Source organism: Serratia sp. B501 (assembly GCF_051172315.1).
Lineage (GTDB): Bacteria > Pseudomonadota > Gammaproteobacteria > Enterobacterales > Enterobacteriaceae > Serratia > Serratia ureilytica.
Window position 1 is genome coordinate 418,140 of the sequence record NZ_JBPIZB010000002.1, and the last position, 15,579, is coordinate 433,718.

Here is a 15,579-nt window from a genome sequence, read left to right on the forward strand (position 1 = left end):
TATTATCCTTAATGTCACCTTTTATTGACGTCTTGTTAGCAATGGATAATTAAAAATAAGCCTCCACCTGAGTAATTTAAGGTAAATTAATACCGTGGGTTGAATATGAGTGTGATATAAGCAGCCGGGACTCTTTTTATATAAGGAACCGATAAGATGCCAACGATGGGCAAATCCCTGCATTATCTCGACGTAGGTTCAGGCTTTCCATTGCTGCTGGGCCACAGCTATCTGTTCGATCTGAATATGTGGGCGCCGCAGTTCGAAGCGCTGGCTAAACGCTACCGCCTGATCGTACCGGATCTCTGGGGCCACGGCGATTCACCGGCGCTGCCACCCGGGCGAAACAGCCTGTCGGATATCGCCGCCGATCATTTGGCGCTGATGGATCATTTGGATATTGAAGAGTTCGGCATCGTCGGCCTGTCCGTCGGCGGCATGTGGGGCGCCGAACTGGCGGCGCTGGCGCCGGAGCGGGTGAAAGTGCTGGCGCTGCTGGACAGCTACCTGGGCGACGAAACTCCAGAGGCGCGGCAGCGCTATATGGGCATGCTGGCCGCCGTGGAACAGGCCGGCGCCATCACGTCGCCGCTGCTGGAATATATCGCCGCGCAGTTCTATTCCGACGAAGTGCCCGCTGCGCTGTCGCAGCCGTTGCTGGCCCATCTGCAAAGCCTGCCCGCCGAGCGCCTGCGCGAAAGCATCGTGCCGCTGGGCCGGATGATCTTCGGCCGTCCCGACAAGCTGGCGCTGCTGGAACACATCACCGCCGCCAGCATCGTCATCACCGGCGCGCAGGATAAGCCGCGCCCGCCGGCGGAAGGCCAGCGCATGGCGGATCTTCTCGGCTGCCGACATGTGCTGATCCCCAACGCCGGGCATATCAGCAACAAGGAAAATCCGGCGGCGGTCAATGAAACGCTGCTGGCGTTTCTGACCGAAAGCACCACGCCGCTGTTTTGGTAAGTCGCTCCGGGCCGCCAGGCCCGGACCTGCCATGCCATCGCTCAGACGACGTGGCTATCGCCATTTCCCTGACCGAACTCCCCCAGACGCAACCAGCGGTAAAGCTCCGCATCGCGCTGAAAATGCATCTTTCTCATCACCGCCCGTTTATGCGTGCTCACCGTCTTGATGCTGACCCGAAGCCGACGGGCAATGGCGGTCGGCGTCATTTCCCAACTCAGGTAACGCATCACTTGTTTTTCCTGCGGCGTCAATGGCAACGGCTGGCACCAGGCGCAACAAGAAAAACCGCAGGCGCCGCCGGTTCGGCCTTTTATCACCCGCGCTACCGTGTGCAACAGCTTTGCGACGCCTTCATTGCGGTACACCCTGCCCGCTTCCCTCAGGCACCCCGAAATGGCGCGAATGCGGGCTTCTCTGAGATCGTAAACGGCGAGATAAAGGGCGTGAGGAGCATGGGGAGGATGGCAAAAACGCGCCATGTCGCCTTTGGCGATCGCCTGGAACACAAGGTCGGCATTCATCGGCTCGCTGCAGCGCGCCTCGATGCCACGTTCACTAAAATAGTCGCTCAACGCCCGATACGCCCCGGCGACAAAAAAGCGGTCGATATCCAGGAAGGCGATATTGATGACCGTGTTCACGCCGTTTCCCTCCGCGCGAAAACAAACCGGCAAAACCGGCCGGCATTGAGCCTGCTGCGCCCATCCAACGTGACGAGCAGCAGCGTCAAAACCGCCCACTGGATGAGCGACAGCCCGAACGGGTAGGAAAACTGCGCGCACAGCAGCAAGGGAATGCCGCTCGCCGCCAACGCGGCCTCTTCCCCGGCGGCCGGGCTGTGCAAGCGGGCGGCGATGCGCTCCCGTCGCCATGTTTGGCGCACCAGCGCCGCCACGCCCGCCAGCAGGCACAACATGCCCGCCAACGCAACGACGCCGCCTTCTATCCACCACAGCAGGAGCTCATTATAGGGTTGCCGCGCTGCGCCTGCCCGCGCCACCGCGGGCAGCGCATGGGCCTGTAAATGCTCAAAGCCATGCTCGAATCGGCCATAGCCCCATCCCAACCAGGGCCGCTCTACCACCAGCGCCAGCGAATCAAGCAGCGTATCGCAGCACGGCGCGGCGTTCGACAAGCGAACGCCGGCGTTCAATTCATCCGCCAATATCGCCAGGCAGAATCCCAATGCCGTCATCAGCAGCGCGAGCACACAATGCAGCGGGTATCTGCGCACAAACATCAGGGTCAACAGCGCGGCACCCAATAACACGCTGAGACAAACGGTCTGCGATGCCCCCCAGCCCAGCGCGGCGGATAAACCGATCAAGAGCGGCAGCAAGAGTAAAATACGCCATCGCTCGCTATCTCGGCGCAACATGCGGAACCGAGGCAACACCGTCAGACCCCATCCCGCCAATAATCCGCTCGCCAATAAACTGCTCGCGGCATCCGGCCAACGCCCCCCGCTGCCGGCATAGCCCGCCGCCGCCTCGGCCGGGGAGGAAAAAAGCCAAATGCCTCCCACGGCTGCGGCTAATACCAGCGTATAGATAAACGCAATACGCACGTGTTGCATGACCCGATATTGCAATAGGATAAAGTAAATAATCCAACTGCCAAACAGGCAGGCCATTCGCCCGACGGTAAGCACGCCCCACTCGGCACGAGAATAAAAAAGGGGCAGCAGCAATATCACCGCGCCCAGCGCAAAGAAAAAACACGCGGGGGTCATCCCCCACGCTTTTCGCAAAAAAAGGAGCGCGCCGCCGACGCCCAATAAAGCAAACAGGACAACCCCAATCACAAGAGAATATGGAAACGTCAGCGAGAAATAGTTCATATCATAGTGATAAATATAGCCACCCAACAAAAGCAATACGCTGACATAGACCATCACCATGAACTTTAAACATGGAATAGACATAATAATTTCATCCCAAAATATCTATCTGAAAAACCATCAGAAAAGGCTAAGCCATTTTTCAATTGCAATAAAAGAAATGCCTGTCAGCAACACCAGCCCGGTAACTATCGCCATCACAATCCCGACAGATTGAATAGCTTCAAAAAGCTTTCGCCTGTAGCGTAAAAGCATCCAGTTTCTTTTAAACATACCTTTTCCTCTTGGCCATTCAGGCTTCAAGCAAAGAAAGCCCGCAATTTAAACGTGGATTACCGGCAAAATCCTGTCGCATTCCCCAGCGAGTTCCATAGTATCGCCGCAGCCAAAATCAAGATACATGCATTAAATTTAACCATAAAAACAGTTTTTAATTCCTAAAAATAATAAAAATAAGGAATTAAAAACCAAAACAAAGAAAACCTAATATTATAAAACTGGCGCCCCCCGTACGTTTGAACTTTCGCCAAAAATTTCACAACATGAAAAAATCGCCATCATCTTGACGGGTGAAAAATAATAGATGACTCTGTCCTCGCTAAATTTCGCCGTCGCTATAAGGGCAAGCAGCACATTATGGAATACGTCATTAATCAGATGATTATTTTCTCACCTGCCGAACGCGCATTGTTCATCATCAATGAACGGGAATCTTTTATGCCGTTATCTAACCCTGCCACCCGCTTGTTGTTAGAATTGGTTACCCATCATAAAGAGATGCTCACCCGCAGGCATTTGATGCAGCGGGTCTGGGAAGATAATGGTTTTGTGGGTTCAAACAATAATCTGAATGGTTGCATCAGTGAGATAAGAAAAGCGTTTGAGTCGCTGGCGCTGGATCCGCAAATCATTATTACCATCCCCAAACTGGGGTTCATTCTTGAAGCGGAAATTACCTCATGCGAAAACATGCGCTCACCGGAAAACCAAAAAGCGGTTATTTCCACCCTGTTGACCCGGGCCGGCGTGCTGTTAAAACGGCGTGGGAATATCTGCCAGGCAAATAAAGCGCCCCTTGCCGCAGCATTGATGATGATTGCGTGCTTTAGCCTCGTCTGCGCTTTATTGTGGTTCAACCGGCCGGTTCACGCGTTCAAAAACGCCAGGGTCGATTTTTTTTATCGCCATGAGCAGTGCAACGTGTTTACGTTGGAAACCGCCGCGCTGAACGACCGGCGTGAAACGCAAGCGCAAATTGCCGCTGCCTTGAAAGCTGAAGCGACCGACTGCGGCACAACGCCCGCCGATCTGTTCTACACCAAAATCGCCAACCCCAACCTTCCTTTTCAGATCACCTTCATCGCCATCTGCAATCTGGCGCAACCCGGTCAATATGGCCGGTGCCGCACGATCAAAAACACCGACGGTATGACGCCATGAATAAAAAAACACGCTTTATCGTCGGCTTGTTATTGCTGATGGCGCCCCTGGCAAGCCAGGTCGTCCAGCTGTCGCACCATCCTAAAACCTTACTGCGTTGCGAAGCGGAGATCACCGCGCGCAACCGCTATGGCCCAGCCATGGAGCCCGCCGCGGTTTTAAAAGCAAAGATGTATTTTTTCCTCTACCACAACGGCACTGGCTTTATCAGGCTCAATGGCTTTATCGAGCGACAAGAAAAGACCTATGTGCTGAACCGCGAACTTCACTATGTGTATGACACCCCCGGCGATGAGGCGGCTGAAGAGGATGGCGGCGGCGATGGGTACACGCTGCGATTCGCCGCCGACCGTAAACATGCCGGAGATACGGTTCCCGCCCCCCTTTGGGCGACCTTTTTGCAGTCGGAAGATCCCCGAATCTCCTACCATGTCGCCGTCGAACACGTACTCGGCAACCTGTATGTGGTCAGTACGCTTCAAAGCCCGACCTTTGTCTGCCGGCGTTATTAGGCTATGCGTTGCGAGTGTCGCCTATCGGAAGAAAAGCCCGCAAGCGGCAGCCATTTCAGCGGTTAATTGAACGCGCCATGCGGCTGTAGGTGTGGCGCACACCGCGAATCGCCACGCTGTAAGCGAAGATGTTTTCCGGCAGCGCCAGCCCCAAATAGCCGGTATCGCCGATATGGTGCAGATCCGCGCCGGCCATTTTGCTCATCAGCGCAATCTGCCGCACGGTCTGCACGTCGGCCCCCTCTTGCGAGGTGCCGATCGCCGTCATCGCCAGCGCCCCCTGCCGCTGGGCAAAGGCGATCAGCGCCGCCACTTTCTCCTGCGACATGCCGGGAATGGTGCCCGGCGCCGGCAACAGCACGATATCCGCACCGTTCTCCACGAACAGCGCGATGTCCTGCTCGCCGATCAGCTGGCTGCCGCTTTCGCGCACGATACCGGCGCCGTGCATTTTGCCGGTCACCAGCACCATCTCGTCGCCCACTTCCTCGCGAATCGCTTTCAGCGCGGCGGCGATCGCCTGATTGCTGACGCCGTTGTTCGGGTTGCCGGTCAGCACCAGCATGCGCGCGCCGAGCTGATACAGCTTGCGCGCATTCTCGGCGGTGGCGGCGCGGCCCGCCGTCATCCGCCAAAAGTCGTTATGTTCGCTGGCGAAAGCCGGATCGACGGCCTCCAGGTTCACCCCGATCACCCGCCCGGTCAGGCGCTGCAGCGTGCGCAGCGCCTCCTGCGGCGGCACGTCGGCGGGCAGGCCCGCGATATGCGGACGATCGACGTCGAACAGGTTCAACAACAGCAGGTCGGCGCCCTGGCTGGCCGCCAGTTCGGCGTTGGTGACGTTATTGAGCAGCGGCTGAGTGACCGCGATGGTTTCGCTGACCAAGATGCGCCCTTCGCTGGCGCGGATGGCGTAGAGCAGATCGGCTTTGTCGATATCGGCCAGATCGCTGGCGCTGCAGTCCAGATAGCGTTTCATGAGGCAAGCTCCGGTGACGTTAGCGGAAAGGGATGGATGCCCCCTCTCCCACCGCAGTGAAAGAGGGGAAAAGGTTACTTCAGCGTAAAGCTTTGCGCCTGCACGTTGTCGGAGTCCAGGCCGACGAACACGTTGAATTTGCCCGGCTCCGCCCCCCACTTCAGGCTGGCGTTGTAGAACTTCAGATCGTCTTCGCTAATCGGCAGCTCAACCTGCTGCGACTGACCGGCCTTCAGCGTCACTTTCTTGAAGTTGCGCAGCTCTTTCACCGGGCGGCTGACCGACGCGGTGACGTCCTGCAGATACAGCTGCACCACCGTGGCGCCGTCGTACTTGCCGGTATTCTTCAGCGTGACGCTGGCGGTTAACTTGCCGTTGCGCGCCATCGTCGGGCTGGATAACTTCAGATCCGACAGGCTGAAGGTGGTGTAGCTCAGGCCGTAACCAAGCGGATACAGCGGGCCATTCGGCGAATCGAAGTAGCGCGAGGTGTACTTGCCCGGGTTCTCCTTGCCGAACGGCCGGCCGGTGTTCAGGTGGTTGTAGTACATCGGGATCTGGCCGACCGAGCGCGGGAAGGTCATCGGCAGCTTGCCCGACGGGTTGTAATCGCCGAACAGCACGTCCGCCACCGCGTTGCCGCCCTCGGTGCCGCTGTACCAGGTTTCCAGCATCGCGTCCGCCTGCTCGCTCTCCCAGCTCAATGCCAGCGGGCGGCCGTTCATCAGCACCAGCACCAGCGGCTTGCCGGTGGCTTTCAGCGCGGCGATCAGATCGCGTTGGTTCTGCGGGATCGTGATGTCGGCGCGGCTGGAGGCCTCATGCGCCATGCCCTGCGATTCCCCCACCACCGCCACCACCACGTCGGCCTTGTTCGCCGCCTGCACCGCTTCGTCGATCATCTGCTGCGGCGAACGGGTATCGAACGCCACCGCCGGCTCATACTCGTTCAGATAATCGATGATGCCTTTATCCTGCGTGACGTTGGCGCCCTTGGCGTACAGAATGCGCGCCTTGTCGCCCACCGCCCGCTCCAGCCCCTCGCGCAGGGTGACCGACTGCTTGACCACCCCGGCGGCCGACCAACTGCCCATCACGTCGCGCTGGCTGTCGGCCATCGGCCCGACCAGCGCGATGGTCGCCTGCTTGCTCAGCGGCAGCGTCTGCTTATCGTTCTTCAGCAGCACCATCGTCTTGCGCGCCACCACCCGCGCTTCGGCGCGGTGCAGACGGCTTTCGGCGTTGGTGTCCTGCGGATCGGAACCCGCCGGGCCCAGATGCACGTAAGGATTGGTGAACAACCCCATGTCGTATTTGGTGTTCAGCACGTCGCGGCAGGCGCGGTCGATATCGCTTTCAGACACCAGTCCGTCCTTCACCAGACCCGGCAGGTATTTGTCGTAGAACTCGTCGCTCATGCTCATGTCGACGCCGGAGGTGATCGCCAGGCGCACCGCGTCGCGCGCGTCGGCGGCCACGCCGTGCTTAATCAGTTCCTTAATCGCGCCGTGGTCGCTGATGGTGATGCCTTTAAAGCCCCACTGCTCGCGCAGCAGATCTTTCAGCAGCCACGGGTTGGCGGTGGCCGGCACGCCGTTCACCGAGTTGAGCGACACCATCACTCCGCCGCTGCCGGCGTCCACCGCCGCTTTGTAAGGCGGCAGATAGTCCTGATGCATGCGCAGCGGGCTCATGTCGACGGTGTTGTAATCGCGGCCGCCTTCGACGGCGCCGTACAATGCAAAGTGCTTGACGCTGGCCATCACCGAACCGGGTTTGGCCGGATCGCCATTCTGGAAACCGTCGACCATCACCTTGGCGATTTTCGAGACCAGCCAAGTGTCTTCGCCGAAGCCTTCGGAGACCCGGCCCCAGCGCGGATCGCGGGTGATATCGACCATCGGCGCGAAGGTCATGTTCAGGCCGTCGTCGCTGGCCTCTTGCGCCGCGACCCGGGCGCTGAGCGCGATGGCTTCCAGATCGAAGCTGGCCGCCAGCCCCAGGCTGATCGGGAACACGGTGCGCTGGCCGTGCACCACGTCATAGGCGAAGAACAATGGGATTTTCAGGCGGCTGAGCTGCATCGCCTGATCTTGCATCACCCGGATATCCGGCCGGGTGACAGTATTGAAGATGGCGCCGATCTGCCCTTTGCGGATCCCCTCGCGGATCGCTTCTTTCGGGTTATCCGGCCCGACGCTGATCAGCCGCAGCTGGCCAATCTTCTCTTCCAGCGTCATCTGCTTCATCAAATTGGACACGAAGGCGTCGCGCTGCTGGGCGTGAATGCCCTGCGTTATCGGCGTTTCCTGCGCAAAAACCGGGCTGAGGGCCAGACCGGACAACATACTCACCACACAAAGCCATTTCATCTTGTTTTATCTCAGGCGTGTTTCCGCCGCCAACGCCGCGGAGTTTAATCGGAGTGAAGAAACAGTTTGCCACACTCTGTTTCATCGCCAAGGGAATTCGCATCGCTAATGTTTACAAAGCATTACAGGTTATCGGCAGGTAATTCTGCAGCCGGGCGCGGCTGTCGGCGGCCTCCGTCGCCAGAAAATCGATCAGCGCGGTTAACGTCGGCGGCGCCACCGTGCGTTCAGGATAGACCAAATAATAGGCCGCGCCGCTGCTGACGCAGAGCGGGAACGGCGTTACGATGCGCTGCGCCTGAATATCCTCCTCCAGCAGGCACAGATCGCCGATGGCGATGCCGAATCCCTGCAGCGCGGCGCTCATCGCCAGATCGAGGGTATCGAAATGCTGGGCCTTGCCGGACGGCAACGCATCGGCGCCCGCCGCCTTCAGCCAGCGCAGCCAGTCGCGCCGATCGCGCGTCGGGTGCAGCAGGGTTTTGTCCGTCAAGTCCGTCAACCGGGCTGCCGGCGGCAGGAACGTCGGCGTGCAGACCGGCGTGAGGATTTCGTCGAACAGCAGGTGCGCGGTCAGCTTTTTACCCGGCGGCCGGCCGAATACCACCGCGGCGTCAAACTGCTCGGTACTGAAATCCAGGCCGTGCGACACCGAGGCGGTCAGCTCGATATGCATGTCCGGCCGTTCATTTTGCAGGCGAATGATGCGCGGCAGCACCCAGCGCATCGCGCAGGTCGGGCATTTGATGCGCAGCGCCCCCGGCGGGGCGGCGGCCCGCGTCAGGGCTTCATCCAACTGCCCCAGCGCCTGTTGCACCGGCACCAACAGCTGCGCGCCCTGCGGCGTCAGCGCCAAACCGCGCGCCTGACGGCTGAACAGCGGATAGCCCAGACGCTGTTCCAGCCCGAGAATTTGCCGGCTGACCGCCCCCTGCGTCAGGTGCAGCTGCCGGGCGGCATGGGTAAAGTTGAGGCGTTGCGCCACCACCACAAAGGTTTTCAATACGTCGAGCGACGGCAGGGATATCGGCATAGCGTGCCTCGATTAGGTATGATCGTAGTGCATGGCAAGTATGACAAACTTTCCCTTGTCCGCCTACGCCGCCTGATGCTTAATCGCTCAACACTTCCCTGTTTGCCTGGAGCCCATCATGCAGAGCGCCTGCTCATCCCGCTCGAAGCTGCCGGACGTCGGCACCACCATTTTCACCGTCATTGGCCAACTCAGCGCCGAACATCAGGCCCTCAACCTGTCGCAGGGCGCGCCCAACTTCGCCGGTGACCCGCAGCTGATCGAGGCAACGGCGCAAGCCATGCGCACAGGTCATAACCAATACGCGCCGATGAGCGGCGTGGCGGCGTTACGTGCTGCTCTGGCGGAAAAAGCTGAACGATTGTATGGCGCGCGCTATGACGCCAACGAAGAAATCACGGTGATCGCCAGCGCCAGCGAAGGGCTGTACTCGGCGATCAGCGCGCTGGTGCATCCCGGCGACGAGGTGATCTATTTCGAACCGGCGTTCGACAGCTATGCGCCGATCGTGCGCCTGCAGGGCGCCACGCCGGTGGCGATCAAACTGTCGCTGCCGGATTTTCGCGTCGACTGGGACGAAGTGGCCGCCGCCATCAACGGCAAAACGCGCATGATCATCGTCAACACGCCGCACAACCCAACCGGCGCGGTGTTCGACGCGCCGGATATCGACCGCCTGACCGCCCTGACCCGCGACACCGACATCGTGATCCTGTCCGACGAGGTCTACGAGCACGTGGTGTTCGACGGCGATATTCACCACAGCATGGCGCGCTACCCGCAGTTGGCGGAACGCAGCGTGATCGTGTCGTCGTTCGGTAAAACCTACCACGTCACCGGCTGGCGCGTCGGCTACTGCCTGGCGCCGGCGGCGTTGATGGACGAGATCCGCAAGGTGCACCAGTTCATGGTGTTCTCGGCCGATACGCCGATGCAGCACGCCTTCGCCGCCGCGCTCGCCAACCCGCAGAGTTACCTGGGGCTGGCGGCGTTTTACCAACAAAAGCGCGATCTGCTGGCCAGCGCCCTGCAGGATTCGCGCTTTGAGCTGCTGCCCAGCCGCGGCAGCTTCTTCATGCTGGCCCGTTTTAGCGGCTTCAGTCACGAAAGCGACAATGATTTCGCCGTGCGCTTGATCCGCGAAGCGAAGGTGGCGACGATCCCGCTGTCGGCGTTCTACAGCGACGGCACCGATACCGGCCTTATTCGGCTGAGTTTTTCCAAAGATAACGAGACCCTGCTGGAAGGCGCGCGCCGCCTGAGCCAGGTGTAATTTTTGTCCGACCATGGGAAAGGGGCACTGCCTATGAAAGCACTGAAAACGCTGTTCGCCGCCGGATGCCTGCTGGCCGCCGGCTCTTCGCTGGCGGCGGAAAACAGCCTGCGCTTCGGCCTGGAAGCGCTGTATCCGCCGTTCGAATCCAAATCCGCCAGCGGCAAACTGGAAGGGTTCGACATCGAACTGGGCGACGCGGTATGCGCCGCCGCGCAGTTGAAATGCAGCTGGGTGGAAACCTCGTTCGACAGCCTGATCCCGGCATTGCAGGCGCGCAAGTTCGACGCCATCAACTCGGCGATGAACGTGACCGAACAGCGGCGTCAGGCGATCGCCTTTACCGACGCCATCTATCAGGTGCCGAACCGCCTGATCGCCAAGGCCGACAGCGGCCTGCTGCCGGACGCCAAAGCGCTGGCGGGCAAACACGTGGGCGTGCTGCAAGGCTCGATTCAGGAGATTTACGCCAAAACCCATTGGGCGCCGGCGGGCGTGGATGTGGTGTCTTACCAGGATCAGAATCAGGTGTATCTCGATCTGGCGGCCGGTCGGCTCGACGCCACGCTGGTGATGGCGCCCTCGGGGCAAAGCGGCTTCCTGTCACAGCCGGACGGCAAGGGCTTCGCCTTCGTCGGCGAAGCGGTGCGCGACGACAAGATCCTCGGTGAAGGCATCGCCTTCGGCCTGCGCAAAGGGGATGAGGCGCTGAAGAAGAAACTGGATGCCGCCATCGCCAAAGTGAAACAACAAGGCACGGTGACGGCGCTGTCGAAGAAGTATTTCGGCGATATCGACGTGACGGTGAAGTGATGGACGGGGGCGGCACCGCCGCCCCCTGCCGCGTTTAGCGATCGAACACCGAACTGTTCAGCGCGCGATCTTGCTGGTGGCGCTCCAGCGCCAATTCGATCAGGCGCGTGATCAGCGCCTGGTAGCTGACGCCGCTGGCGGCCCACAGCTTGGGATACATGCTGATGTTGGTGAAGCCCGGCAGCGTGTTGATCTCGTTGATCACCACCTGGTTATCCGGCGTCAGGAACACATCCACCCGCGCCAGCCCGAAGCACTCCAGCGCGCGGAACGCCTTCAGCGCCACCTCACGGATGTGGTCACTCACTTCCGGCGCGATCGCCGCCGGCACCACCACCTGAGCGCCCTGCTCATTGATGTATTTGGTGTCGTAGGAGTAGAAAGCGTCGCTCAGCACGATCTCGCCGCACACGCTGGCCTGCGGATCGTCGTTCCCCAGCACCGCGCACTCGATCTCGCGGCCGACGATCGCCGACTCCACCAGCACTTTGTGATCGAAACTGAAGGCCAGCGCCACCGCCGCGTCAAACTCGGCGCGGTTTTCCACCTTGCTGACCCCGACCGACGAGCCCTGGTTGGCCGGCTTGACGAACAGCGGCAGGCCGAGGCGCTCGCTCAGTTGCTCAAACGTGAACCCGGCGCGGTTGGCGCGCGTCAGGGTGACGAACGGCGCCACCGCCAGCCCGGCGTCGCGCAGCAGGCGCTTGGTCACGTCTTTATCCATGCTGACCGCCGAGCCGAGCACGCCGGCGCCGACGAACGGCATATTGGCCATGCGCAGCAGCCCCTGCAGCGAGCCGTCTTCCCCCAACGTGCCGTGCACGATCGGGAAGATGACGTCAAGCTGGCCCAGCGCGCCGGCGCTGCCCGCTTCGATCAGCTGCTGTTTTTCCTGGCCCGGGATCAGCGCCACGTTCTTGTTCGAGCGGTTCAGCGCGATCAGCGCCGGGTTCTCGGCGTTGAGCAGATAGTTGGAGGCGTCGTTGATGTGCCACTGCCCCTGTTTGTCGATCCCCAGCAGCGTGACGTCAAACTTCTCTTTGTCGATTGCATCCACAATGTTTTTGGCCGACTGCAGCGACACCTCATGCTCTGCCGATTTACCGCCAAAAATCACCCCAACACGTAGTTTAGTCACGCCTTAAATCCTTCTGAAAAATCATGGCAAAAAAGTCGTTCATCACAATAAACGCATTGCCTGGCGGCGGCAATCGTTGTTACCAGAATCTTCTTACGCCACAGAATGCCACATCGCGACCATCCAAAACGTATACACTTCGTATATCGTTCATTTATGGAGACGCCGATGGGCATCGTAAAAATTTCGGACGCGCTGCATGACGATCTGCGCCTCGCCAGCCTGACCATGACGCGTTCGATCAACGCGCAGGCCGAGTACTGGATCAAGATCGGCATGCTGGCGGAGTTCCATCCGGAACTGACCTACCCGCAACTGGTAAAAAAAATGATGAAAGATAATGCGCTGACGCTGAAGGAGATTGTCGGGTGAAACAGATTGTGATTAAAACGCCGGAAGAGATTGCCAAAATGCGCCATTCCGGCGCTCTGCTGGCTAAAGTGTTTGCTATGCTCGATGAGGTCATCGTCGAAGGCATCTCCACCATGGAGATTAACGACCGCGCCGAGGCGTTTATCGTCGAAGAACTGAAGTCGCGCCCGGCCAGCAAGGGGCAGTATGATTTCCCCTATGTGCTCAACACCTCCGTAGACGACGTGGTGTGCCACGGGGTGCCGTCGGCCAGCAAAATCCTGCGTTCCGGCATGATTGTCAACGTGGACATCACGCTGGAAAACGGCGGCTACATCGCCGACTCCAGCAAGATGTACTGCATCGGCCAGGTGACGCCGCTGGCTAAACGGTTGGTGAACAACGTCTATGAATCGATGTGGCAGGGCATTCGCGCGGTGAAACCGGGCGCGACCCTGGGGGATATCGGCCACGCCATCCAGCGCCACGCCGAGCAGGCCGGCTACAGCATCGTGCGGGAGTATTGCGGCCACGGCATCGGCCGCGACATGCACGAAGAGCCGGCGGTGCTGCACTACGGCCAACCCGGCAGCGGCATGGCGCTGCAGGAAGGCATGGTGTTCACCATCGAGCCGATGATCAATCAGGGCGACCGCCGCATCAAGCAGAAGAAAGACGGCTGGACGGTGGTGACGCGCGACAAAAAACTGTCGGCGCAGTGGGAACACACCGTAGCGGTCACCGCCGACGGCGTGGAAATCCTGACGCTGCGCGACGAAGAGCGTCGGGCCGGTTACGCCGAACGCTACTAAATCCGCAAGCCATTAGCTTAATAAGCTAATGGCTTGATAAGTTATTTAATTGATAGCCTCTTGGCTGACTGCGCGGCACTCCGGCGCCGCGGTTAAAGCGACGGGGATGACAGGGAGACAGGCAGCATGCAGTCAGGCAATCAGGCGTTTCTCAACCAGCTTAAGTACATCGTCGGCGGCCCGCAGTTGTTGACCGGCGATCGCAACACCGAACGGTATCGCAAAGGGTTCCGCTCCGGCGAAGGCCAGGCGCTGGCGGTGGTGTTTCCCACTAGCCTGCTGCAGCTGTGGCGCATTCTGCAGGCCTGCGTGGCCGCCGATAAAATCGTCATCATGCAGGCCGCCAACACCGGCCTGACCGAGGGCTCAACCCCCAGCGGCAACGACTATGATCGCGATATCGTCATCGTCAGCACCCTGCGCCTCGACCATATTCAGGTGCTGGACAACGGCAAGCAGGTGGTCGGCTTTCCCGGCAGCACCCTGCACCACCTCGAGAAATTGCTCAAGCCCTACGGCCGTGAACCGCATTCGGTGATCGGCTCTTCCTGCATCGGCGCCTCTGTTATCGGCGGCGTGTGCAACAACTCCGGCGGCTCGCTGGTGAAACGCGGCCCAGCCTATACCGAAATGGCGCTGTACGCCCAGTTAGGGGAAGACGGCCAGCTGCGCCTGGTGAACCATCTGGGCATCCGGCTTGGCGACACGCCGGAAGAGATCCTCACCCGGCTGGAAAAAGGCGACTATCGCCCGAGCGACGTCGAATACGGCGAGCTGCGCGCCTCGGATAACGAGTACGCCAGCCGGGTGCGCGACGTCGACGCCGACACCCCTTCCCGCTTCAACGCCGACAAACGCCGCCTGTACGAAGCCTCCGGCTGCGCCGGCAAGCTGGCGGTGTTCGCGGTGCGGCTCGACACCTTCGAGAAAGAGGGCAAAGAGCAGGTGTTCTATATCGGCACCAACGACACCGCGGTGCTGACCGAACTGCGCCGCCACATGCTGAGCCAATTCGAAAACCTGCCGGTGGCCGGTGAATACATGCACCGCGATATCTTCGACATCGCCGAGGTGTACGGCAAAGACACCTTCATGATGATCGACAAGCTCGGCACCGATCAGATGCCGCGCTTCTTCACCCTGAAAGGCCGCATGGACGCCAGCCTCAACAAGCTGCCGCTGCTGCCGCACAACCTGACCGATCGGCTGATGCAGGGCCTGAGCCATCTGGCGCCGAGCCACCTGCCGAAACGCATGAAGGAATACCGCGAACGTTTCGAACACCATCTGCTGCTGAAGATGGCCGGCCCCGGCGTGGAAGAGGCCCAGCGCTACCTGACCGACTATTTCGCCCAGGCCGAAGGTGCCTTCTTCGCCTGCACGCCTGACGAGGGCAAAAAGGCTTTCCTGCACCGCTTCGCCGCCGCCGGCGCCGCCGTGCGCTACCACGCGGTGCACGCCGACAAGGTGGAGGATATTCTGGCGCTGGACATCGCCCTGCGCCGCAACGACACCGACTGGTTCGAAACGCTGCCGCCGGAAATCGACAGTCAGTTGGTGCATAAGCTGTATTACGGCCACTTTATGTGCCACGTCTTCCACCAGGACTACGTGGTGAAAAAAGGCGTGGACAGCCATGCACTGAAAGAAAAGATGCTCGAGATCCTCAACCGGCGCGGCGCCGAGTACCCGGCGGAGCATAACGTCGGCCACCTGTACCACGCCAAACCGGATCTGCAAGCGTTCTACCGCACCGCCGATCCGACCAACAGCTTCAACCCCGGCATCGGCAAAACCAGCAAACGCAAAGGCTGGGCCGAAGCCCCCCGCTAAACGCCGCACGATCGGCCCGCCGCCCACCCGGCGCGGGCCTCACCGCCCCTGCCCGCCTCGTCGTGACCTTTCCGCTTATAAAGATGCATTTTTATTGCAACTTATAAAATTCCCGATTACCATTCATCGCAAATGAGAATTAATTACAAAGCTGTCGTGACGGATACATGACATCCGCCGTGGCATTCACCGCGAACTTAATGAGAAGGAACCT

The 15,579-nt window shown here is 59.9% G+C and carries 15 protein-coding genes; 8 read left to right on the plus strand and 7 right to left on the minus strand.

What is annotated here, in order from left to right; translation table 11 throughout:
* Positions 1–165: 165 nt before the first annotated feature.
* Positions 166–966 carry an alpha/beta fold hydrolase gene (locus ACSBQV_RS08480; protein WP_099785272.1) on the plus strand — a complete coding sequence of 267 codons (801 nt, stop codon included), beginning with the start codon at positions 166–168 and terminating at the stop codon, positions 964–966.
* 41 nt (positions 967–1,007) lie between these two features.
* Here ACSBQV_RS08480 and ACSBQV_RS08485 read toward each other — a convergent pair whose 3' ends face one another.
* Genes ACSBQV_RS08485 through ACSBQV_RS08495 form a run of 3 tightly spaced genes read right to left on the minus strand, consistent with a single transcriptional unit; the run spans position 1,008 to position 3,082 of the window.
* Positions 1,008–1,610, minus strand: coding sequence for a helix-turn-helix transcriptional regulator (locus tag ACSBQV_RS08485; RefSeq protein ID WP_050440169.1), 603 nt, complete (start codon positions 1,608–1,610; stop codon positions 1,008–1,010).
* Positions 1,607–2,893, minus strand: a complete 1,287-nt coding sequence (locus tag ACSBQV_RS08490) for an O-antigen ligase family protein (protein ID WP_158234559.1) — start codon at positions 2,891–2,893, stop codon at positions 1,607–1,609. The genes ACSBQV_RS08485 and ACSBQV_RS08490 overlap by 4 nt, the downstream gene beginning before the upstream one ends.
* Positions 2,894–2,929: 36 nt before the next feature.
* Positions 2,930–3,082: a hypothetical protein gene (locus ACSBQV_RS08495; RefSeq protein WP_158234560.1), complete on the minus strand. Its 153-nt coding sequence runs from the start codon at positions 3,080–3,082 to the stop codon at positions 2,930–2,932.
* A 363-nt stretch (positions 3,083–3,445) separates the two neighbouring features.
* Between ACSBQV_RS08495 and ACSBQV_RS08500 the strand changes: the two genes are divergently transcribed.
* Entirely contained in the window at positions 3,446–4,249 is an 804-nt protein-coding gene (locus ACSBQV_RS08500) for a winged helix-turn-helix domain-containing protein (protein WP_099785278.1), read from the plus strand.
* Positions 4,246–4,761 carry a hypothetical protein gene (locus ACSBQV_RS08505; RefSeq protein ID WP_099785280.1) on the plus strand — a complete coding sequence of 172 codons (516 nt, stop codon included), beginning with the start codon at positions 4,246–4,248 and terminating at the stop codon, positions 4,759–4,761. The genes ACSBQV_RS08500 and ACSBQV_RS08505 overlap by 4 nt, the downstream gene beginning before the upstream one ends.
* A 55-nt stretch (positions 4,762–4,816) precedes the next feature.
* On the opposite strand, the gene ACSBQV_RS08510 is transcribed toward ACSBQV_RS08505, so the two are convergent.
* From ACSBQV_RS08510 to ACSBQV_RS08520, 3 genes are all read right to left on the minus strand, one after another.
* Positions 4,817–5,740, minus strand: coding sequence for a PEP phosphonomutase (locus ACSBQV_RS08510; RefSeq protein WP_099785282.1), 924 nt, complete (start codon positions 5,738–5,740; stop codon positions 4,817–4,819).
* Positions 5,741–5,814: 74 nt separating this feature from the next.
* Positions 5,815–8,112 (minus strand): beta-glucosidase BglX, encoded by a 2,298-nt coding sequence (gene bglX / locus ACSBQV_RS08515; RefSeq protein WP_099785284.1) that lies wholly within the window; start codon positions 8,110–8,112, stop codon positions 5,815–5,817.
* 112 nt (positions 8,113–8,224) lie between these two features.
* A complete protein-coding gene (locus ACSBQV_RS08520) occupies positions 8,225–9,145 on the minus strand; it encodes a LysR substrate-binding domain-containing protein (RefSeq protein ID WP_099785286.1) in 921 nt (306 codons plus the stop codon).
* A 118-nt stretch (positions 9,146–9,263) separates the two neighbouring features.
* On the opposite strand from ACSBQV_RS08520, the gene ACSBQV_RS08525 reads away from it, so the two are divergent.
* Positions 9,264–10,418 (plus strand): methionine aminotransferase, encoded by a 1,155-nt coding sequence (locus ACSBQV_RS08525; protein ID WP_099785288.1) that lies wholly within the window; start codon positions 9,264–9,266, stop codon positions 10,416–10,418.
* 33 nt (positions 10,419–10,451) lie between these two features.
* Positions 10,452–11,231, plus strand: a complete 780-nt coding sequence (locus ACSBQV_RS08530; RefSeq protein WP_099785290.1) for an ABC transporter substrate-binding protein — start codon at positions 10,452–10,454, stop codon at positions 11,229–11,231.
* Positions 11,232–11,265: 34 nt separating this feature from the next.
* Here ACSBQV_RS08530 and ddlA read toward each other — a convergent pair whose 3' ends face one another.
* A complete protein-coding gene (ddlA, locus tag ACSBQV_RS08535; RefSeq protein ID WP_015377061.1) occupies positions 11,266–12,369 on the minus strand; it encodes a D-alanine--D-alanine ligase in 1,104 nt (367 codons plus the stop codon).
* Positions 12,370–12,537: 168 nt separating this feature from the next.
* On the opposite strand from ddlA, the gene ACSBQV_RS08540 reads away from it, so the two are divergent.
* The 3 genes from ACSBQV_RS08540 to dld all read left to right on the plus strand — a co-directional run bounded on the left by ACSBQV_RS08540 (position 12,538) and on the right by dld (position 15,365).
* A complete protein-coding gene (locus tag ACSBQV_RS08540; RefSeq protein ID WP_006324220.1) occupies positions 12,538–12,741 on the plus strand; it encodes a ParD-like family protein in 204 nt (67 codons plus the stop codon).
* Positions 12,738–13,532 (plus strand): type I methionyl aminopeptidase, encoded by a 795-nt coding sequence (gene map, locus ACSBQV_RS08545; RefSeq protein WP_033642282.1) that lies wholly within the window; start codon positions 12,738–12,740, stop codon positions 13,530–13,532. Before ACSBQV_RS08540 ends, map begins: the two co-directional genes overlap by 4 nt.
* A 126-nt stretch (positions 13,533–13,658) precedes the next feature.
* Positions 13,659–15,365 (plus strand): D-lactate dehydrogenase, encoded by a 1,707-nt coding sequence (gene dld, locus ACSBQV_RS08550; protein ID WP_099785292.1) that lies wholly within the window; start codon positions 13,659–13,661, stop codon positions 15,363–15,365.
* Positions 15,366–15,579 lie beyond the last annotated feature (214 nt).